13 protein-coding genes are annotated in these 21,819 nt (G+C 53.2%); 2 read left to right on the forward strand and 11 right to left on the reverse strand.

Going from position 1 to position 21,819, the window contains the following annotated elements:
• Positions 1 to 49: 49 nt before the first annotated feature.
• The 9 genes from L2712_RS02035 to L2712_RS02075 form a co-directional block, all read right to left on the reverse strand.
• On the reverse strand, positions 50 to 556 hold the full coding sequence (locus L2712_RS02035; protein ID WP_248976745.1) for a hypothetical protein: 507 nt from the start codon (positions 554 to 556) through the stop codon (positions 50 to 52).
• Between the two features lie 1,470 nt (positions 557 to 2,026).
• Positions 2,027 to 2,449 carry a nitrate reductase cytochrome c-type subunit gene (locus tag L2712_RS02040; protein ID WP_033540628.1) on the reverse strand — a complete coding sequence of 141 codons (423 nt, stop codon included), beginning with the start codon at positions 2,447 to 2,449 and terminating at the stop codon, positions 2,027 to 2,029.
• The gene (gene napH / locus L2712_RS02045; RefSeq protein ID WP_248976746.1) at positions 2,446 to 3,333 is read right to left on the reverse strand and encodes a quinol dehydrogenase ferredoxin subunit NapH; all 888 of its coding nucleotides are present in this window, start codon (positions 3,331 to 3,333) and stop codon (positions 2,446 to 2,448) included. The genes L2712_RS02040 and napH overlap by 4 nt, the downstream gene beginning before the upstream one ends.
• An 8-nt stretch (positions 3,334 to 3,341) precedes the next feature.
• On the reverse strand, positions 3,342 to 4,073 hold the full coding sequence (gene napG / locus L2712_RS02050; protein ID WP_248976747.1) for a ferredoxin-type protein NapG: 732 nt from the start codon (positions 4,071 to 4,073) through the stop codon (positions 3,342 to 3,344).
• Between the two features lie 58 nt (positions 4,074 to 4,131).
• Positions 4,132 to 6,615, reverse strand: a complete 2,484-nt coding sequence (gene napA, locus L2712_RS02055) for a nitrate reductase catalytic subunit NapA (protein ID WP_248976748.1) — start codon at positions 6,613 to 6,615, stop codon at positions 4,132 to 4,134.
• Positions 6,612 to 6,881 (reverse strand): chaperone NapD, encoded by a 270-nt coding sequence (locus tag L2712_RS02060; protein WP_033540625.1) that lies wholly within the window; start codon positions 6,879 to 6,881, stop codon positions 6,612 to 6,614. The genes napA and L2712_RS02060 overlap by 4 nt, the downstream gene beginning before the upstream one ends.
• A 601-nt stretch (positions 6,882 to 7,482) precedes the next feature.
• A complete protein-coding gene (locus L2712_RS02065) occupies positions 7,483 to 8,583 on the reverse strand; it encodes a lipocalin-like domain-containing protein (RefSeq protein WP_248976749.1) in 1,101 nt (366 codons plus the stop codon).
• On the reverse strand, positions 8,580 to 11,231 hold the full coding sequence (locus L2712_RS02070) for an ABC transporter permease (protein ID WP_248976750.1): 2,652 nt from the start codon (positions 11,229 to 11,231) through the stop codon (positions 8,580 to 8,582). The genes L2712_RS02065 and L2712_RS02070 overlap by 4 nt, the downstream gene beginning before the upstream one ends.
• Entirely contained in the window at positions 11,224 to 11,889 is a 666-nt protein-coding gene (locus L2712_RS02075; protein WP_248976751.1) for an ABC transporter ATP-binding protein, read from the reverse strand. Before L2712_RS02075 ends, L2712_RS02070 begins: the two co-directional genes overlap by 8 nt.
• Positions 11,890 to 12,395: 506 nt before the next feature.
• Between L2712_RS02075 and L2712_RS02080 the strand changes: the two genes are divergently transcribed.
• Both L2712_RS02080 and L2712_RS02085 read left to right on the forward strand, forming a co-directional pair.
• Positions 12,396 to 17,690: a PAS domain S-box protein gene (locus L2712_RS02080; protein WP_248976752.1), complete on the forward strand. Its 5,295-nt coding sequence runs from the start codon at positions 12,396 to 12,398 to the stop codon at positions 17,688 to 17,690.
• A gap of 160 nt (positions 17,691 to 17,850) precedes the next feature.
• Positions 17,851 to 18,870, forward strand: a complete 1,020-nt coding sequence (locus L2712_RS02085) for a response regulator (RefSeq protein WP_088905302.1) — start codon at positions 17,851 to 17,853, stop codon at positions 18,868 to 18,870.
• A 68-nt stretch (positions 18,871 to 18,938) separates the two neighbouring features.
• Here the strand turns inward: L2712_RS02085 and ygfZ are convergent, their stop codons facing one another.
• Both ygfZ and serA read right to left on the reverse strand, forming a co-directional pair.
• The gene (ygfZ, locus tag L2712_RS02090; protein WP_033540619.1) at positions 18,939 to 19,910 is read right to left on the reverse strand and encodes a tRNA-modifying protein YgfZ; all 972 of its coding nucleotides are present in this window, start codon (positions 19,908 to 19,910) and stop codon (positions 18,939 to 18,941) included.
• A 261-nt stretch (positions 19,911 to 20,171) separates the two neighbouring features.
• Entirely contained in the window at positions 20,172 to 21,401 is a 1,230-nt protein-coding gene (gene serA, locus L2712_RS02095) for a phosphoglycerate dehydrogenase (protein WP_033540618.1), read from the reverse strand.
• Positions 21,402 to 21,819 lie beyond the last annotated feature (418 nt).

Genomic DNA, 21,819 nt, shown 5'->3' on the forward strand with positions numbered 1-21,819 from the left:
CCGCGTCAACTGCCGGAGGTCAGATTGCACGCGCTTGCTAAGCATATCTCTACAAAAGGCCCAACAGTGACGATGCACCCGCGCCAATCAGGCTACCCACAGTACTATTTTCAAGTAGCTTTCTAAGTAGAGTTTTTGCCTCGGGATCATTAGTTTTGGAAACCTCTTCGACCAATTTGTGAATACTAATATTTACAGTCTGAGTATTTCCATTGCCCACCTGTACTTGCTCACCATTTAGAGTTCCAATATTGATCGTACTAGGCGCAATATTTTGAGTGTGGGGTTTTGCGGTCGTATTCTCGACTTTTAAAGCAGCTATATGGGGATGATTTGTTCCTATATTTAACGAACTGTTCTCCGAAAATGATAAATCTAAAATCTTTAAAGCAATTTCTCGTTTCCCAGATTTTAGACTAATTACATCTCCTATCCCGATATCAGGCTCTTCAGTATAAGGAATATCTACTGTCCCTTTGTCCATATCACGATTAGCTTTGTATTCTTCACCTTCAATGTAGACAATCTCAGGATATGCTAAGGCATCAAAGTCCATGTTTTCTTCCTCTTCTTGTTCGTGTGCTTAACAACTTATCAATGAGACCTTGCAAGGTACGCTACCTTGTAAGGTAGGAGACCAAGCATGTAAATAAATGGGGTCAGAGTTAACTTTATAAGGGAGTTGATTGGCGTGTGGAGATTGGCTTTTTCATTCCCTGAATGGCGTGGTCGATGTTTGATTCGATTTGGCCCAGCTCTGTCCTTGATTGGTTACACATTAAGCTATTGCTCAGGAGGCAATCAACAAGTTCTGTCACATTTTTGTACGTTTTTTTCTTAAAAAGAATAACTTGTCTCAATGGCACTCAATGAGGCCAAATCGAAGAGACGTTAGATACCGAGTGTAGATGCATCTGCGGACGTCGATGGCAGGGATGCCATCGTCGAGCCTCCAAGGATGGATTTACGGCGTGTAGCAGATGTATCTGCACATAAGCTCACCGCAGGTGATAGATTGCCATGAAGGTGCGACCTTCAAATCCACTTAGCCAATGACCATGACGCTTAGCGCTAATATTCTGTTTCTCAGACACTAATTACAATGCGTCTCCATATTCCCCCGCCGGGCAGGCGTTAAGTAACAGCGAAGGTGCGACCTTCAAATCCACTTAGCCAATGACCATGACGCTTAGTGCTAATATTCAGTTTCTCAGACACTAATTACAATGTGTCTCCATATTCCCCCGCCGGGCAGGCGTTAGGTTACAGCGACGGTGCGACCTTCAAATCCACTAAACCAATGATAGTGACGCTCAGTGATACCAATCTAAATAGCGAACATTAATCCTTGAGGTGTTGTCACACATCCCCCGTCGGGCAGGCGTTAGGTTGCAGCGAAGGTGCGGCCTTCAAATCTCCTGTAAATACAAATGTGGCCAAATGTTTCTCACCAATGGGCACCCAATGAGGGCAAATCGAAGAGACGTTAGATACTCAGTGTAAACACGATTTTGGCCTTCGAAATCATGGATGATTTCGCAGAGCCCACATGGATGTGCTTGCGGCGAGCCAAAATAGTGTTTGCACAACCCCCGCCGAGCAGGCGTTAGGTTACAGCGAAGGTGCGACCTTCAAATCCACTAAACCAATGATAGTGACGCTCAGTGATACCAATCTAAATAGCGAACATTAATCCTTGAGGTGTTGTCACACATCCCCCGTCGGGCAGGCGATAGATTGCCATGAAGGTGCGACCTTCAAATCCACTTAGCCAACGACCGCGACGTTAACTGCTTACACTGAGTTTTTCGCACATTAATTACAATGTGCCTCCATCCCCGCTAGGCAGGCGATAGATTGCCATGAAGCAGCGATTCTCAGCGCGAGGCCAAACGGCAATACGGTTAGATGCTAACAACTAGCTAGGCCAAGGTTGCGGCCAGGCAATAAAAAACCACCCTTTGTTGGGTGGTTTTGGTGTTTTCAGCGTCTAACGTTCAAGTCTGCAAGACCCGAACTTCAAGTTTTATTGATTCGAGAAATTATTCTCAACCAACTTCTGCTTGTTTTCCGCCTGTGGCACGTGACACTGAGTACAGTTGAAATACTCATAGTTGAGCTTGCTGTCTGGCAGAATGTGCGACGCGTGAATTTCGGTCGCCTTCATGCGCTTAGCTTTCTCTGGGCTGTGACAGGTCATACAGCCATTCTTCTTGATGCTGATTGGGTAGTCGGCCTTGTGCGGGATCAGCGGTGGCTGGTGGACGAAGCCACGCTCGATTGACTGACCTCGACTTGGATAGGTCGGCATCTCGTCAGCGGCACGTACCGCGGTGATCTCGCCTTTTCCGAGTGAACTGATATTCACAGGTTCGGCCGCAATGTCGCTTTGCTGACCGGAACAGGCACCTAGCGCCATCAGCGCGACTAAAGTGAGTACTTTTTTCATTGGTTGTTCTCCGCCTTTAGGGCAATTCGATTTTGATACTGGAAAACGCGTTGGGCACAAACATCGATACATCGGCCGCACTGAGTGCAATCACTGTCGACTATCATGGGGTTGTCGCCTTTAAGAGCAGGCTTTAACACCTGCCGCTCGGGACATACCTCAAAACAATCCATACAGTTGTCGCATGCCTTGGCATTGACCGCAGACACCTTAACCGGGCTCGCCTTGCCCAGCAGGGCAAACATGGCGCCGGTGGGACACAGGTGACCACACCAAGCCCGTTCACTGATGAAGAGATCCAGCAAGAAGATCATCGCCAGTATCCACAGCCCACTACCGGCACCAAACAGCAGGGCGCGGTAGAGGATAGGCACTGGGTTGACCCACTCCCATGCGGTAATGCCTGTGACCAAGGGCAGTAGTAGCACCAGGGCCAGCAGGTAGTAGCGCAGGTTCCTGGGCATCTCGGCGGTGCGTGGCAGACGCAGTTTGCGTCTTAGCCAGCTGGCAGCGTCGGTGACCAGGTTGACCGGGCAGACCCAGCTGCAGAACACCCGTCCACCCGCAAGCAGGTAGAACAGCGCGATGATGAGCGCACCGACAAGCAGCGCGGTTTCGGGAAGGTGTCCCGTCATCAGCACCTGCAGGGTGGCCAGGGGATCTGACAGGGGCACAGCCCCCAGCAACTCGCTGGAAGAGAGATTACCTTTGAGTATCCAGAGTCCCATCCAGGGGCCGATGGCAAAGGTCAGTAGCACACACAGCTGACTGGCACGACGCAGGAACAGGAACTTGTGGGCACGCCACCAGCCTAGTTCATCGATCGCCGCCTGAGCGAAACGTGTCTGAGCCGCGCCTGGCGCTGTCATCTTCGTATTACTCATGCCGTTCTTCATAGTGTGAGCCCCTTATTCAACATCTCCAGCGTGGTCTCTTCTGTGTTGATATAGGTATCGTGGGTTGCGGTTTTACCGAGCGCAATATGAGCAGGCAGCACCTTAATGGCCGCTTCTTCCAACACGCAGGCATGTTCACACTTGCCACAGCCGGTACAGGTGTCGCTGTTGACCGTGGGGATAAACATGGCGTGGTGGTCGCTGCGGTGGTTACGCTGCCGTTCGAGCGTGATGGCGTTGTCGATCAAGGGGCAGACGCGGTAACAGACGTCACAACGTAGCCCTTTGAAGTTGAGACAGTTTTTCTCGTCGATCAGTACCGCTATCCCCATCTTGGCCTCTTCGATATTGGTCAAGTCGTGATTCAGCGAGCCCGAAGGGCAGGCTTTCACACAGGGGATATCTTCGCACATCTCGCAGGGCACTTTGCGGGCCGTGAAGTAAGGCGTACCCGTGGGGGCACCCTCAAACCAGCGAGCCAGTTTCAGGGTGTCGTAGGGGCAGGCCTCAACACAGAGTCCGCAGCGTACACAGGCCGACAGAAAATCTTGCTCATCCAAGGCGCCTGGTGGTCGAACCGCCATAGGGGCCAGGTGCGAGGATTGCTTGGCAACCCCACTGACACCTAGCCCTAAGAGACCCATAGCGCAACCTGCCTTAGCCGTAGTTGCTAAGAACTGGCGGCGATTGACCCCCTTAGTTTTACTATTGCGATTGACCTGGCTCATATCTAGCTCTTCGTATCTGATGTTTAACTCAAGCGATTAAAGGGTTCACTGAACCGCTTTAGGCTTTCATCACTTTTACCGGACACTTCTTGAAATCTGTCTCTTTCGAGAGAGGATCGGTGGCGTCCAGTAACAACTTGTTGACCAGTTGGCGCGCATCGAAGAATGGCATAAATACCACGCCTCGTGGCGGTTTGTTCCGGCCTTTGGTTTCAACACGTGTCTTGACTTCACCGCGAGGCGAGGCCACGACCACTTCATCACCACGTTGTAGACCACGGGCCTTGGCGTCTTCCGGATGCATGAAGATCTGTGCATCTGGGTAGGCGCGATACAGCTCGGGAACGCGGGCGGTCATAGACCCTGTATGCCAATGTTCGAGCACGCGGCCCGTCGACATCCAGAGATCGTATTCTTCGTTCGGCTCTTCGGCGGCAGGCTCGTAGGGTAGGGCGAAGATCACCGCCTTACCGTCTGGCTTACCGTAGAAGTTAAAGCCTTCACCGGCTTTGACATAAGGGTCGCTACCTTCGACGAAGCGGCGTAGCGTCTCTTTGCCATTGACCACAGGCCAGCGCAGGCCGCGGGTCTCGTGGTAGGTGTCGAAGTCGGCTAAGTCGTGGGCATGGCCGCGACCGAACTGGGCATACTCTTCGAAGATACCCTTTTGCAGGTAGAAGCCGAAGGCTTCTGACTCATCGTTTAGCTCACCCTTGCAGTCTGAGGTGGGGAACTTGTTGATCACCCCGTTGGCAAACAGCACATCATAGAGCGTCTTGTCGGCGTATTCAGGCTTCTTGGCCACCAGCTCTGCTGGCCAAACTTCTGATACCTTGAAGCGCTTAGAGAACTCAACTAGCTGCCAAAGGTCAGACTTGGCGCCTTCTGGTGCCTTGACCTGCTGGTGCCACATATGGGTGCGGCGCTCGGCGTTACCATAGGCACCTTCTTTCTCGACCCACATGGCGGTCGGCAGAATCAGGTCGGCAGCCATGGCGGTGACCGTTGGGTATGGATCTGACACCACGATGAAGTTTTCTGGGTTACGGAAACCTGGGTAGATCTCATCGTTGATGTTAGGGCCAGCCTGCATGTTGTTGGTACACATGGTCCAGTAACAGTTGAGCTTGCCATCTTTGAGCATGCGGCTCTGCAGTACGGCGTGGAAACCAGGCTTAGGCGGAATTGTGCCTTCTGGTACTTGCCATAGCTCCTCGGTCACGGCTCTGTGCTTAGGATTGGCCACAACCATGTCGGCAGGTAGACGGTGCGCGAAGGTACCCACTTCACGGGCGGTACCACAGGCTGACGGTTGACCCGTTAGCGAGAATGGGCTGTTACCTGGGGTAGAGATCTTACCGGTCAGCAGGTGGAGGTTGTAGAGCATGTTGTTGGCCCAAACACCACGTACGTGCTGGTTGATACCCATGGTCCACAGACTCATGACCTTCACCTTAGGATCGGCGTAGGCCTTGGCCAGGGTCTCGAGTTTTTCTGGCTCGACGCCACTCATCTTGGCGGCGTATTCCAGGGTATAGGTGCTGACGAACTTAGCGTACTCGTCGAAGCTGATGGCGCTAGACTTGCCATTGCCTGGGTTTTTGGCTTTCTTCTCAAGCGGATGATCAGGACGCAGGCCATAACCGATATCTGTGGTGCCCAGGGCAAACTTAGTGTGCTTGCTGACAAATTCTTTGTTCACCGCACCGTTTTGAATGATGTAGTTGGCGATGAAGTTAAGGATCACCAGATCAGACTGAGGGCGGAACACCATAGGGTTGTCGGCGAGATCGAAACTGCGGTTCTCGAAGGTCGACAACACATGCACGCGGCTATCAGGGCTACTTAGGCGACGATCCGATAAACGTGCCCAAAGGATTGGGTGCATCTCGGCCATGTTGGCGCCCCAGAGCACAAACTGATCGGCGGCTTCTAAGTCATCGTAACAGCCCATAGGCTCGTCGATACCGAAGGTACGCATAAAGCCACCTACGGCCGAAGCCATACAGTGACGGGCGTTTGGATCTATGTTGTTGGTGAGGAAGCCTGCTTTGTGCAGTTTAGAGGCGGCGTAACCTTCCCAAACGGTCCACTGGCCTGAGCCGAACATGCCGACGGCGGTAGGGCCCTTGGTTTTCAGGGTGTGCTTCCACTTTTCAGCCATGGTATCCAGGGCTTTGTCCCAGCTGACCGGGGTAAATTCACCCTCTTTGTCATACTGGCCATTCTTCATGCGCAGTAGCGGCGTGGTAAGACGGTCTTTACCGTACATGATTTTGGATAGGAAGTAGCCCTTAATACAGTTAAGGCCCTTGTTGACCGGACTTTCTGGATCGCCCTTGGTGGCAACGACTTTGCCGTTATTGGTGCCGACCAATACGCTACAGCCCACGCCGCAAAAACGGCAGGGGGCTTTATCCCACTTGATGTTGTCATTCTGCTCAGCGGCTTCAACGATCTTCACTGGCAGAGTGACACCAACCGTGGTCGCAGCGGCAACTGCGGCGTTGGCTTTTAGAAACTCGCGACGGCTAATGCTCATGGTGTTTCCTCACTCTTTTCTTCTAATGGTTCAACTTGGTGATAGACAAGACTGCTTGATAACACCCCGCTAAGGGCGTTGATGGCTTCGACGTTATCGAGGATGGCACCTTGGGTGGCGCCTTCCAGAGTAATGACTAACTTACCCTCGTCGGTAACGGCGTGGATATCGGCGCCCGCGAGGGCGTTGATATCCGCTGTAACTTGAGTTACTGCGCTTGGTGAGGCGTGAACCACCAGGCTGGTAACATGATATTCCTGTGTCATGGGTTAACCCTGTTGTGGCGGCTGGACACCCGGGATATTGGCGATATTTAGGGTGTTGACCGCATAAGGATATGATTCAGTCTAAACCTTGCTGGTTATAGGGGTATACCTCTTGAGAGGTAACTGACGCTTTTGTAGATCGAGATCAAAGTTTTTCGTGTGACCTAACTCTCAGTTCGAAATTTAAACAGGATTTAGCGCTGGACATTGGCTGATTTTTACCTCAACAAGCTTGGATAATTTGTCCAATATTGCCTAGCGACCGATTTAAAACGGTCGATAAAACGAGGTTTTGAAACTCGCGTGAAAGCCTTAAATTAATTGGGTTTGTGCTAATTTAGCGATTTATCCCGCGACGGGATGCAAGGGGAATATCCAAGATTGAAAAGCATCGGCGGCTTGCTTGCAGGTGACTGCTATATACCTTGAGACCACAAGGCCTTGTCGGCTCGGGTTAACTTGGCTCATTTCATCTTATAAGAAGGTGAGGGCAAGCCAGGTAAACATGGATGACGCTTATATCATCATAGGTATATAGCGCTGCGGATCATCAGCGCGCTGATGGGCTGCTCACCATTGACGATCAGCTAGTGACGAGCCGCTAGTAGCCGGTGAGCTCCATATACCCTTGGCCCTGATGGGAGCCGCTTATCTGGATAGGCCCTTCCCAGTAGCGCACGCTCAGGGGCATCAGACTGTCTGGATTGAGGGGCGAGATCGTGAGCTTTAGCTGCTCGCTGGGGATGGCGATCTGCCAGGCCACAGGGTAGCTGGACTCGCCTATCTGTTGCCAGTCGGTGGCTTTCATTGTGATGGCCTGGCTCTCTATGTTGCGGCCGCGGCCATCTGGGTACATGCGCCGGGCGCTGAAAAAGGGTTTCTCCTGGGTGTTTGTTCTGAGCTGAAACAGCATCAGCGCCGAGCCATCATCCAGACGCAGGGCAAACCAATCCCAGCCCTGTTGATGTCGGTCTAAAAATTGTGAGCTCCACTCACGATCTAACCAGCCTTTACCCGTCACTTTTTGGGTTTGGCCGTCGATTTTGACCGTACCACTGATCTCGATAAAGGGTTGGCTGTAGTAGTAGGAGGCCACCTTACCACTGGCGTTTTTGATGCTGTAGCCCTGATCGCCCTGCAGCTGCAACGGCGCGTCACTCTTAAGGGTTAACTGGTAACTCATCTTGTCGCCAACGACCTGTAACTCGGCGGGAAACAGCTGCTCGCCCTGACTCTGCCAGCGCCACTCATCGAGCTTAATCGTCAGCGGCGCCGTGCTGGTGCCTGCCAGTTCAGGGTGGCCGCGAGACCAGCGCTCCTGCGTCAGGTGTTTATCACTTGTGGTCAGTGCGCTATGGGCCATATAGAGCTGATTGGTTGCCCAGGAGGAGCTTGCACTGGCTGACTCAAGGGGGGATTCAGCTGGGCCAGGTGACAGGGCGATACGAAATTGGGTCCACTGCACCCCCAGAGGCTCACCGGATTCTGTGGTGAGGTTGGCGGTCAGATACCACCACTCTTGCCTAAAATCATTATGGTCCTGGTGATCCTTGGGAAAGCTAAGCGCTTTGCCTTTGATGACCTGGGCATAACCATCTGTGTTAGAGCCCATAAGGTTACCCATGGCGCCCGCCGTTTCCTCTTTAGGCGTATCACAGCCCAGTAGCAGAGCGATGAGACTGAGCATCAGTAAGCGTGTCATAGCACCTCCCTCTGTAGGCTTGAGATCAATGGACGTCTGGTCTGTTGGTAGAGGGGGAAGGCGACCGCCAAGGCGCTGGCGAGTAATGCCAGCCCCACCAGTTGCAGATAGGCCTGCCAGTCCCAGACCATGGCGATACTCCAGCCAAAGGCCTGCAGCGTCACCTTGTGGATCAACAGATAGCCCAGCAGCGCTCCCGTCGGCAGCGCCACCAGGCAGGTGAGCAGCACCATTAAGAGCATCTGACCGACGATCATTTGCACCAGCTGGCGGCGATTCACCCCCAGGGCATAGAGGCGGGCGATGGGAGCCAGCCGAGCCTGGGTCAGCATATAGCAAGCACTGAACAGGCCGATGGCGGCCACCATCAGGGTCAGGCTATTGAGCACCTGAGTGATAGAGAAGGTGCGCTTAAACATGGTGATCGCCTGGGCCTTTATCTTCTCCTGGCTGTAGACCAGTGCATCGGGCAGGTTGAAGCGCGCCTGCAACTGCTGGCTTAAGTTATCTAGGTCGCCATCATAGGTGAGCGCCAGGCTGAGCGGTGTATCGCCGAGCTGCGCCTCTTGCCACAAGGCTGGCGCGATGATCACCTCGCCGTAGGGATTGCCGTAATCATAATAGATGGCGGCTATGGTCAATGGTGTCTCCCCAAGTGCGGCGAGCTGAATCTTATCCCCCAGTTGCTTGCCATGCTTGATGGCAAAGGGTTCGCTGACCAGGGCCTGCGGCGTTGTGGAATGCGACGCTGAGTCAGGCATTGATGAGAAAAACGCCTGCCACAGTTCAGCCTGGGCCTGTTTGATGATGGTGGTGTGCTCGATGGAGTAAGGATCTCGCGTCAGCAAAAAGATAGGGGTCTGCTGATAGCGGGTCTTAATCTGCCACTGCTTATAGAGTCCCGTCACCTCAGGCGTTTGTGCCAGCGCCTTTTCCACCTCGATCATCTGGCTGGCGGGTGGTCGCAGATAAAGCTGGGCATGCAGTCTGGCATCCAGCCATTGCTTGAGGGTGATCTCGAAGCTGCCCACCAGGCTGTTCATGGCGATGTTGGCTGTTAGCGCCAGTAGCATGGCCATCATGGCCAGTGAGAGGGGCGGTAATAACTCTTTGGTTTCGGCAATTTGGTAAGCGATAAGCCCCTTTGGACTCAGGCCCTGTATCAGGCCGATAAGCTTTCTTAGCAGATAAGGTAAGGCCATGGGGATGGCCAGCACCACAAGCCCCAGTAAGGCCATGGTGAATTTATAGTCCTGGCTGAGAGGCATGAGTATCAGGGTGATGCCACCGAGAAGAAGGGCGACCAGCATGAGGCGATTTTGCGCCTTAGTCGCGCTGCGTTGCAGGCTGAGCTGGCCACTGCCCTGGGCAAGTGGTTGATGTATCAGCTCGCGCAGCAAGGAGCTACAGGCGAGCAGCGCGGCGACCAGAGTGAGCAGGCTAGCCTGAGCCAGCCATTGCCAACGCCAGCTGCCGGGCAGTATGTGGGCGCCATAGAGCTGCTCCAGAGTGACCGACACCATAGGTTGCAGCCAGTAGCTTAGCTGAAGCCCCAGAATAAAGCCGATAAGTGAGCCCAGCAGCACCAGCACCATAAGCTCCATGCCTAAGGCGAGCATGATGGCGCTGCGCCGTACCCCTTGCTGTTGCAGTTGTATGATGAGTCGCTTGCGCTTGAGCAGGCTATAGCGCACGCCGTTATAGGCGATAAACAGCCCGACAACAAAGGCCAGCAGGCTCATGGCGGTGAGGTTGAGATGAAAACTGTTTGTCAGCGCCTTCATCGCCTCGCCGTTATCACTCTCAACCAGACTGGCCTTATCACTGAGTAGCTGTTCAAGCTCGGCCTGTCTGGCGCCGGGTTCACTGAACAGGGCGATGTAGCTAAGCTCTCCAGGTTTGGCTAACACTGTTTGCGCCAGCGAGATATCCATAAGCAGGCGATCCCCTAGCTGATAACTGTCGTCGATGGCCTGCACTGTCAGTAAGGTGCCATTGAGAATGAGCTGCCCGCCTTCTAGGGCGTCAGCCCGGCTTTGACTCATTAATACCATAGGCTCGCCGGCCAATAGATCGCCAAGGGGGAGCTCTCCCCGTATCGATGGCACAGGTGGCGCGTCTTTCTTGTGGTTTGAGTCTTGGTTTGAGCTCTCTTGGGTTGAGGACTCTTGGGTTGGCGCCGTTGATACCGCCGCCAGCGCGGCAACCAGATCGCTGCCCTCTATCTGCCAAGCCTGCTGGTGTTGATCCAGCGCTCGCCCCTCGAGTACGGCAAGGCTGTGGGAGAAGCCTCGCTGCCTTAGGGTAAAGTAGAGGCTTTCATCAAGGGCTTGGCCCGTGCGCGGCATGATGAGAGAACTGGCCTGGTGGCTCAGTAGCTCGGCGGCCTCGCTGTAGCTGTCGATGGCGCTTTCGTTGGTGGCCCTCACTCCGGTCAATAAGGTGACGGCTAATATGATACCGATCAGAATCGCGCCTGCTTGCAGGGGCGCCTGACGATAGTGAGCGTTAAAGACCCTCAGGGTCTGACGGGTGGCTAACCAAAGGGACGAGTGCTTAGGGCTATTTACATTATCGCCCTTATGGGGCGAGCGCTTAGGGCTATTTACATTATCGCCCTTGTGGGACGAAGGCTTAGGGCTATTCATGTACCCGCCCGAGATCCAGATGCCAGCGGCGCTGCATAAAAGCGGCGCATTCCATTGAGTGGGTCACCATCAATATACTGGTGTTGTTTTCGCCTGCTAGGGCGCAGATAAGCTCCATCACCTCAAGGCTGGTGGTTTGATCCAGGTTGCCTGTGGGTTCGTCGGCCAGCAGTAAGGCGGGCTTATGGGCCAGTGCTCTGGCGATGGCAACCCTTTGCTGTTGGCCGCCCGATAAGGCATCCACATGACGTTTTAGGAGTGGCCTTAGTCCGAGCGCGTTCACCAGGTGATCGCACCAGCTATTCCAGGCCGCGCCATTAAGATGTAGCGGAAAGGCGATATTGTCTTCCACATTGAGAGGGGTGAGTAGGTTGAACTGCTGAAAGACCACACCCAGCTGATGATGTCTGAACTGACTCCAGCGTCTGTCGTCCCAATGGGTGCTGGCCTGATCGAGCAGGGTGAGGGTGCCGCTGGTGGGGCGCTCGAAGCCAGCGATAATATTGAGCAGGGTGCTTTTGCCGCTGCCGCTGGGGCCGGTGAGCGCCACGGTTTCACCCTGGTTGAGGGTTAAATCCAGTTTATCCAATACCAGATGAAACTTATCGCCATCGTTAAACCCTTTAGAGATCTCACTTAGCGTCGCGACACTCGTCATTGTCTGTCCTTAGGTTTTTGCCTGAACCTATAGTCTGGCAAAGTATGATGAAACCCATTGATAACCCCATCGATAGCAGATTGCAAGGTGCAATCAGTAGGGGATGTGATGGCAGTTTGCCTGTGCTTTGCTCACTATACGTATCAAGTGCTCGGTGCGATCCCTTGATGCCTAAGAAATAGGGTTGATGGGGGGAGAGAAATATAAAAAGTCGCTTATTTTTCGCCTGTTTTATACTTAAAACCTAATGGGTAAAGATGTTGTTAAGTTGTTGATTACGGTTAAGTAAGGTGATTTAATGAACAAGTATTTTTCTGGTTCATCATGAAGTTAGCAAGTTTTCACTATTTTGAAGAACCAGATTTTGTGTCAGAAAACGGCAATGACAGACACAAGAGAGTGAGCGCTAATACGGCACCTATGGCCCCGCTTTTTGGGGAGTTAGGTGAGGATAGATGTAAGCAACAGCAGGGCCTTAGGGTCAAGCGCCGATAGCACTGTGGATTATGGATATGAGCAGACTTCGTACCTTTCGTAGCCGGATACTTGTACAAATTGCCTTGCCGCTAATTGCCATCATGGCCATGGTCTTTAGTCTCTATGCCTGGTTTAATTATCAGGCCGAGGAAAAATACCTCTACGGCGATCTGGAGAAACAGGCGGAAATGGTGGCCCGGAAGGTTCATTATTTCCTCTCCTTTGCCGAACAAGATACCCGCACCTTTGCCGATCTGCTGGGGCAAATGGGCCATGACAAATTATTCGCTGAGGATGCCGAGCTTAAACTCCTGCTCACCCGTCGCCTGGAGCGCCAGACAGATTTCTACGCCAGCGCCATCGCCTTTCGCCCCGAACTCACAGACAATCAAAAACCTTATGCTCCCTATGTCTACCGCGACCAAGCGGGGATAAAGATGCTGGATATCGGCGCCGATAGCTATGACTACACCGATGGTCAGTGGGCCTGGTGGAGCGAGGCTATCGATAATATCGACGGTTACTGGTCGCTGCCCTATTTCGATGAGGGCGCCGGTAATATCTTGATGATCACCTTCTCACAACCCTTTGGCCCGTCGCGTCCCTACTGGGGGGTAGTGACGGTCGATCTGGCGTTAGATACCTTGCCGAGTATGGCGGGCATCGAGGCGGATCGTATGCTGGTATTAGATGAGAACGGGCAACTTATCTACCATCCAAACAGTCAGTTGATTATGTCTCAGGGCAAGGATAACTGGCTGTCTTCGTCGAGTGAAAATCAGGATTTTTTGCAATTAATCGGCGGGGCAGAATCTGGCAATAGTCGCATGATAGCCAAAGATGGCCAGGCCTATCTGGCCAGCGTCGGTGTGGTGCCTAAGCTCAACTGGCGCGTGGTGATGATGACCCATGAGGAGAAACTCTATCATCAGCTTTATATGGGCCTCTCTTCGCTGGTGATCACCTTACTGCTTATCTCGATAGTGCTTTATTTAACTGGCTATCTCACCGCCAGGCGCCTGTCGCTACCCATCGAGCGTCTGGCGGCGGGGATAGTTGCCTTCGGCGCGGGTAAGACCAAACGCATCGACAGCCCCAGAGGCGCGGTGACCGAGGTGGTGACCCTGACAGATAAGTTTAATGAACTGGCCGAGGTGTTGGCTCAGCGTGAAGAGGCGCTACTGGATTCCCGGGGGAACCGCTTTGCTAAGTTGATTGATGGAATGAGCGATAAATCGTTTTACTGCTCCCTTGAGCCCGACGGCCAGATAGCCCAGGTCAGCGCCGGCGTTGAGAAGGTCTTGGGCGTAAGCCCAGATCTGCTCAAACGCAAATATCAGCGCATGTTCTCCGATAACCCCATCAACGAGGTGAACTGGGAATATATGGACAGTGCCCTGCAGGGCAATAGCGTGCCACCCCATCAGGTGGAGATGATTGCCGCCAATGGCACGTTACGACGGTTGGATCTCTTTATGCAGCCGCTGCTGGCCGATAACGGTGAACTCCTCTCTATCGAGATGTTGTTTAACGATGTGACCGAGCAGTTCTCGGCGGCGGCCTGGTCCAATGCCGTACTGGAGTCGGCCCCCGAGGCGATGCTGATTGTCGATGAGCAGGGCAAGATAGTCTTTAGCAACAGTCGTTGTCAGCAGCTGTTTGGATATGATGCGCAGCAGATGTTGGCCTTGAGTGTCGATCAGCTGGTGCCCGATACCGTGGACAATCATGCGGCGCTCAGGGCTAAGTTTGTCAGCGAAGGGGTCGATCGCCGCATGGGGCAGGGACTGGGGCGAACCCTGAAAGCCAAGAAGGCCGATGGCAGTCTGTTTTCGGTGGAAGTTAGCTTAGGCCTGTTGCCAGCCGATGTTGATGGCAAGCGTCAGGTCGCCGCTTCGGTGCGGGATATGACCGAGGAGTTGGCGATCGCTAAGCGGATTAAAGACAGCGAGAGTCGTTTTCGCGGTCTGGTGAGCAATATTCCCGGCGCCGTCTATCGTACCCGCCTGGGTGAGAGCTGGGTGATGGAGTATGTTAGCGACAATATTGCCGAGATCACCGGCTACGGCGCCGAAGACTTTATCGAAAGCAGTAAGCGCACTTTTGCCAGTTTGATCCTTGAAGCCGATAGGGCGCTGGCAGATGCGGCGATCAACAAAGGGATCGCCGAGCAGCAGACCTTCGAGGTGCAGTACCGTATTCAGCACAGAGATGGCAGTGTCCATTGGGTGCATGAAAAGGGCAAGGCCAGCTATGACGACGAGGGCAAGGCGCTCTGGTTTGATGGCAGCATTCAGGATATCACCCAGAGTAAGCTGGCTCAGGAGAAGATTGCCCAGTCTCAGCAGCAGCTTGAGACCATCACAGAATCCATTCCCAATACCGTTTATCAGCTGCGCTGGTTCGACAATGACAAGCGTTATTTTACCTTCCTCTCCAGTGCCTGTATTACCACTTTAGGTTTTCATCGCGATCAGCTATTGGCCAACTTTGACCTGGTGGCTAACTGTATTGTCGACTCCGAGCGCCCCCGCATTATTCGGGCCTTGTCGGAGAAAAGTGACTCAGGGCTCAAGTGGACCGAAGAGTTTCGTTACCTGCATCCATCGGGTGAGGAGCGCTGGCTGCAGGCGGGCGCCCGCGGTGACAGGGAGGCAGATGGCAGCCTAGTGTGGCATGGCTACCTCATGGATATTACAGAGCGTAAGCGGATGGACAGAGAGCTGGCCAAACGTGAGGCGCATTTCAGGGCGCTGTTTGATAACGCCGGCATAGGGATTGTGAATGTCGATGAACGTGGTGTCATCCTGGACTGCAACGAGCAATTTAGTCATTACATGCAGCTACCCAGGGCGCTGCTTAAGGGCAGTCTCTTCTTCGATTATCAAGACCCAGAGCAGGGACTGGAGGCGAAGAATCGCTTCAAGTCACTGATGAGTGATGGTGGCGATAGTGCCAACTTGGATATCCGCCTGATCAATCATAGCGGCCAGGCCATGTGGATGGATGCCAACATGACAGGGCTATCGGACAAGCAGGGAGAGTATCGCTCAGCGGTGATCTCTATGGCGGATATCAGCTCCCTCAAGCAGCTGTCGCAGGAGCTTATTTTGGCCAAAGATGCCGCCGATGCCGCCAGCAAGGCTAAGAGTGACTTCCTGGCCAATATGTCGCACGAGATCCGCACGCCGATGAATGCCATCATAGGTATGTCGCAACTCTGTTTACAGACAGAGCTGGATAAGAAACAGCAAAATTATGTAGAGAAGATAGACCGCGCCTCTAAGTCGCTGCTGGGGATCATCAACGATATCCTGGATTTCTCTAAAATTGAGGCGGGCAAGTTGGATATCGAGGCCGTGCCCTTCCAGCTCGATACCTTGCTTGAAGATCTCAGCGACATGTTCTCGGCCAAGGCGGCCGACAAACAGTTGGAGCTGTTGTTTGCCGTAGCGCCCAATATTCCGCGCCACTTGGTGGGCGACCCGTTGCGCCTGGGTCAGGTGCTGATCAATTTAATGAACAATGCCATCAAGTTTACCGAGCAGGGAGAGGTGATGCTCTCGATCAGCCAGCTGGTGCGAGAGGATGAGGAGATACTGCTGAAATTTAGCGTGCGCGACAACGGTATCGGCCTCACCGAGGAGCAGCGCGCCAAGTTGTTCAAGTCATTCAGTCAGGCGGACAGTTCGACGACGCGCAAGTATGGCGGCACAGGTCTCGGCTTGGCGATTTGTAAGCAGTTGGTGGAACTCATGGGCGGTGAGATTGGCGTGGAGAGCCAGTTTGGCAATGGCAGCACCTTCTTCTTCAGCGTCCGCTTTAAGATCTCTGACAGCCAGCTGATCAAGGTGGAGCAGGAGCTGGAAGGGATGCGTATTCTGGTGGCCGACGATAACGCCACCGCAAGGGATATTTTACGCAGCACCCTTGAGAGCATGGGCTTTAGCGTCGATACGGTGCGTAGCGGTAGTGAGGCCCTGACCCGTTGTCAGGAGACAGATTACCAGGTGGCCTTGATCGACTGGCGTATGCCTGAGATGGATGGTCTGGAGACTTCAAAGCAGATGCTGTCTCTGCTGCCGACCCCGCCTAAGATCTTGATCGTCTCGGCTCATGCCGACAGTGATTTTATCGACAAGGCGGAGCAGGCGGGGATCACCGGCTATATCACTAAGCCGATCAGTGCCTCCAGGTTGCTGGACGGTATCATGTCGGCCCTGGGTAAGGAGGGGGCCGTGTCTGTGCGCCGCAAGGGCAAAGAGATCAGCCAGGCATTATTGGCTCAGCTCAAGGGTAAGCGAATCTTGCTGGTGGAAGATAACGAGATGAACCAAGAGGTCGCCAGCGAGTTTCTCGAGCAGGTAGGGGTTGTGCTCTCTATCGCCGAGAATGGGCAGGTGGCCCTGGAGAAGCTGGCGATGCAGAGCTTCGATCTGGTGTTGATGGATTGTCAGATGCCCGTGATGGACGGTTATCAGGCCACGGCAGAGCTGCGCAAGAACCCCGATTGGGCCTCGCTACCGGTGATCGCCATGACGGCTAACGCCATGGCCGGTGACAAGGAGATGTGCTTGCGGGCGGGCATGAATGACCATATCGCCAAGCCGATAGAGGTCTCACTCCTCTATAAGACGCTGCTGGAATACCTGGGGGATAATCTTTCAGCCCCTGATACCGCAGAGGGGCAAAGCGCCCCCCTTGAGGTGGAAGATGCTTATTGGCCTTCTCATCCTTTGCTGGATGTGGACAAGGGGTTACAGCTGGTTCAAAACTCTGCCCGTTTGTATCGCAGAATATTCGAGCGCTTCTACACAGGCCAGTCTCGCTGCGCTGAGCTTATCGCCACCGCCTTGAGTCAGGGCCAGCATGAGGAGGCGATTCGTTATGCCCATACCCTGAAAGGGGTGGCGGGTAACCTCTGTTGCCCAGAGTTAGTCGAGATGGCTAAACAGATAGAGTCGAGTCTGAGTCAAACGCCCGAGGCCGATATTAAAGAGGCGCTGGAGCAGATGGGTGAGCTTATCGACAGTCTGTGCGGCGCCATCGGCGATTGGCTGCGACAGACTGGCGGTGATGACAATCTGCTGGGGGCCGGTGCAGCTCAAACGCAGCCCGAGATGACGCCCCAAGAGCTGGATAGCGAGATAAAGGCCTTGCTACAGATGCTCGAAGAGGCCGACTCTGAGGCGGTAGCTAAGGTCGAGTCTATTCGCGAGCGCCTGCCATCGTCATTGGCGCAGAAGATGGTGCCAGTGCTGAATATGGTCAACGCCTACCAGTTTGATGAAGCGATAGAGTTGGTTGAAGAGATATTTGCTTAAGTTTGATGATCTAAGCCAAAAGCTTGGGACTGGAGCGTTGAGGAAGAGTGCTTAGAGGAAGAACGCTTAGAGTAAGAGTGAAAGCAATACTCTGCCTAGGCTGAGTGCCAACTATACTCAATTGTGATTAGCCCAACGGGGCGCAAAAGGAGAGGGATTGATGGAGAAGGCCACGATATTGGTTGTGGACGACACCCCCGAGAATATCGATATCTTGGTGGGGATCTTAGGCGATGAGTACAAGGTTAAGGTGGCGATCGATGGCCCCAAGGCCCTGGCGATCGCCACTAAGAATGCCCCGGATCTCATTTTACTCGATGTCATGATGCCGGGGATGAATGGCTATGAGGTGTGTAAGCGCCTCAAGCAGGAGCCTCAGACCAGCCATATTCCGGTGATCTTTGTGACCGCCCTGACCGATGTCTCCGATGAAACCCAGGGCTTTGAGCTCGGTGCGGTGGACTATATCACTAAACCTGTCAGCGCCCCCGTGGTGAAGGCCAGGGTAAAGACTCATCTTGCCCTCTATGATCAGAAGCGTTTATTAGAGCAGGAGGTTAAGGCGCGTACTCAAGAGCTGACGGACACTCGCCTGGAGATCATACGCCGCCTGGGCCGCGCCGCCGAGTACAAGGATAACGAGACGGGGATGCATGTTATTCGCATGAGTCACTATGCGCGTTTGTTGGCCCGCCAGGCCGGAATGTCAGAGCGTTTTTGTGAGCTGATCTACAACGCCTCGCCCATGCATGATATCGGCAAGATAGGAACCCCAGATGCCATCTTGAAGAAGCCAGCCAAGTTAGACCAAGATGAATGGCAAGAGATGCAGCGTCACGCCGAGATAGGCGCCGAGATCATTGGCGAGCATCCGGATCCCCTGCTGGAGATGGCGCGGCGTATCGCACTGACTCACCATGAAAAGTGGGATGGCTCGGGTTATCCCAGTGGGCTGGCGGGAAAAGATATTCCCATTGAGGGGCGCATCGTCGCTATTGCGGATGTGTTCGATGCCCTGACTTCCATCAGACCCTATAAGAAGGCCTGGAGCATAGAAGATACCCTGGCGCTGATTGAGCGTGAAGCGGGTAAACATTTTGACCCTGAGCTGGTGGAGCATTTCAAGGTGATCGTCGGTGAGGCGGTGAAGATACGCGATACCCATAACGACAATGAATAATTAAGAAGAACCTAGCTAAAACAGCAAGTAATAAAAAAGGCGCTTATCGCGCCTTTTTTTGTGCTGACTTACTCTTCTTCATCCAGCGAGTAGGGCAGTGGTACCAGAGAGAGCTCGGAGGCCTCATCTCCTGCCACTCTGAGCTTGGCGCTCATGGCGGTATCATTGGGTAGTACGGCGGTTAGCAGCAATTGACCGTCACGTTGTACGGACTCCAGTATGCTGCCAGCACGGCGATAGCCTTCTCCCTCTTCCATTTGCATCTCAAGCTGCGCATCTTGACGTAGCGCGTGGCTGGCGGTGCCTTTAGCGATATAGAGGGCGCGCTTATTGCCGCCGCGGTATTTCATGCGGGCCACGGTTTCCTGGCCCATGTAGCAGCCTTTGGTGAAGCTGATGCCATCGACAGCCTGCAGGTTACACATCTGCGGCACAAATTGTCCCTGGTGACGGGCATAAATATTGGGCAGACCGGCGGCAATTTCCTCGGCCTGCCAGACACTATAGTCGTAGATGGGCTGCTCTATCTTGGCCAGTAATTCTGCCTGAGCCTCTTTCTTGATAGCGAGGATGAAACGCTCGCCGTCACGTAAGATAACGCCGCCTGGTACTGTGGTGAGTGATGGGCTTAGCTCACCAAAGTGTTGGCTCATCCAGTTAGCGGCATCAAGGCCTGTCACGCCCAGCAATAACCAGTTAGCGCTATCATCGACCAGCTCAGCCTTGCTAAATACAGCATACTTTTGTAGCTGAGGCAGATCTAAGGCCAGGGTTTCTTTGGGCATCAAGAGCAACAGGGCCTCTTGATGGGAGAAGGTTCTGAAGCTAGCCAGCATTTTTCCTTTAGGGTCGCAGTGCGCGCCCCAGCGCCATTGGTCGTCTGTCAGCGAGCTGATATCTGTCGTGACCTGACCATGAATAAAGCTGCGTCCCTGCTCGCCCGTGACTGAGATAAGGCCTAGATGAGACAGTTGGCAGAAGACGACGGGAGGCAGTTTTTCGGTAAGAGACCATTGAGGTTGAGAAACGGTAAGCGTCATATCATGTTCCTGGGCGAATGGGAGAGGCTAAAGGTCGATTGTAACCTTTATGGGTTCATTGTCATTAATATAGTGGCGCAGGATTAATTTTAAAGGGGGCGGAGGATGAATCTTCAAAATGATGCCGGGAATTGGTTAAATTTATGAAGTAAATTGCTTTTTAGCGCCAGCAAAGCCTATCGGCGAGACCAGGATGAGAGCCTTCGGGCATTAAAAAGGCATCACCTAGGTGATGCCTTTTGGGTAAGAGCGAGTTTGCGCTTAGTGCAGCAGACGGGTTCTGATAGTGCCGTCGATCGCCTTCATCTCTTCGAGCGCCTCATCGGCCTGATCTGAGTTGACCTCCATCACCACGTAACCAATCTCTGCCGTAGTTTGCAGGTACTGGGCCGCGATGTTGATTCCCTTCTCGGCGAAGGCCTGGTTAATCTTGATCAGAATACCGGGACGGTTGTGGTGAATATGCAGCAGACGTGAGGTGTCTTTATGCTGAGCCAGCGATACTTCAGGGAAGTTAACGGCCGTCATGGTTGAGCCGTTATCTGAGTATTTCGCCAGTTTACCAGCCACTTCGATGCCGATATTCTCTTGCGCTTCCTGAGTGCTGCCGCCAACATGAGGGGTCAGCAGGACATTGTCTAGCCCGCGTAGTGGGCTGATAAACTCGTCATCGTTGGACTTAGGTTCAACCGGGAAGACGTCGATGGCGGCGCCGACGATATGCTCGCAGCGGATCGATTCGGCCAGGGCATCGATATCCACCACAGTCCCCCGTGAAGCATTGATCAAAATGCTACCTTGACGCATAGCTGCCAGCTCTTTGCTGCCAATCATGTTCTTGGTTTGCGGGGTTTCAGGCACGTGCAAACTGACCACATCGGCTAGGGAAAGCAGTTGCTCTAGCGAGTGGATCTGCTGCGCGTTACCTAGGGGAAGCTTATCTTCGATATCAAAAAAGATAACACGCATGCCTAAGGTTTCGGCCAGAATCCCCAGCTGAGTACCAATATGACCATAGCCAATCACGCCGAGAGTCTTACCACGGGCTTCGAAGCTACCAGATGCACTCTTGAGCCAACCGCCACGATGAGCCAGGGCATTACGTTGTGGAATACCACGCAGTAACATGATGATCTCACCCAGTACCAGTTCGGCGACCGAGCGGGTATTGGAGAAAGGAGCGTTAAAAACAGGAATGCCCAGTTTTTCTGCCGCAGCAAGGTCAACCTGGTTGGTACCGATACAGAAGCAACCTATCCCGACCAGTTTTTCCGCCTGTTCCAGCACGCTCTTGGTCAGTTGGGTACGAGATCGAATGCCAACAAAGTGTGCATCTTTAATCGAGGCTAGCAGCGCCTCTTCCCCCAGTGATGCCTTGTGATATTCGATGTTGTTGTAACCTGCACGCTTGAATACATCTACCGCAGATTGGTGGACGCCTTCCAACAGCAGGATCTTGATCTTATCCTTGTCCAGCGAATGTTTCGCCATGATTTAGGTACCCTCTTTGTCGGTTGTTGCTAGGTCAGTATCGCTTTTAGGGCGGCTTTTATTACCCACAGACCTGTTCCCCTTAGATCTCAATGGCCTAATACTTGGTGCAAATCCAGATTAAGCGATTAACATCGATAGCGGCAGGACGCTTAACCTTGCTGCGCAAGGTTAATGGTGACTCTATGCTGTTTTCTTGCTTACTTGTGTAGAATGACTACAAAGAGAAAGTGATTAAGCGCAAAGTACCTGTGTTGCCGTAAAAATGCGCCCAGAAAGGTCTACAAGCCCTGTTCTTATGGTGATTTTTATCTGTTGCATGTCAATGCCTCCACAAAATAGCACCTTTTTTGGTCAGTGTGGAGGGCTAGATGGCTAAAGTTATTATTCTGATATTAAAACAATATCATCTAAGGAG

Source organism: Shewanella marisflavi (assembly GCF_023283925.1).
GTDB classification, from domain to species: domain Bacteria; phylum Pseudomonadota; class Gammaproteobacteria; order Enterobacterales; family Shewanellaceae; genus Shewanella; species Shewanella marisflavi.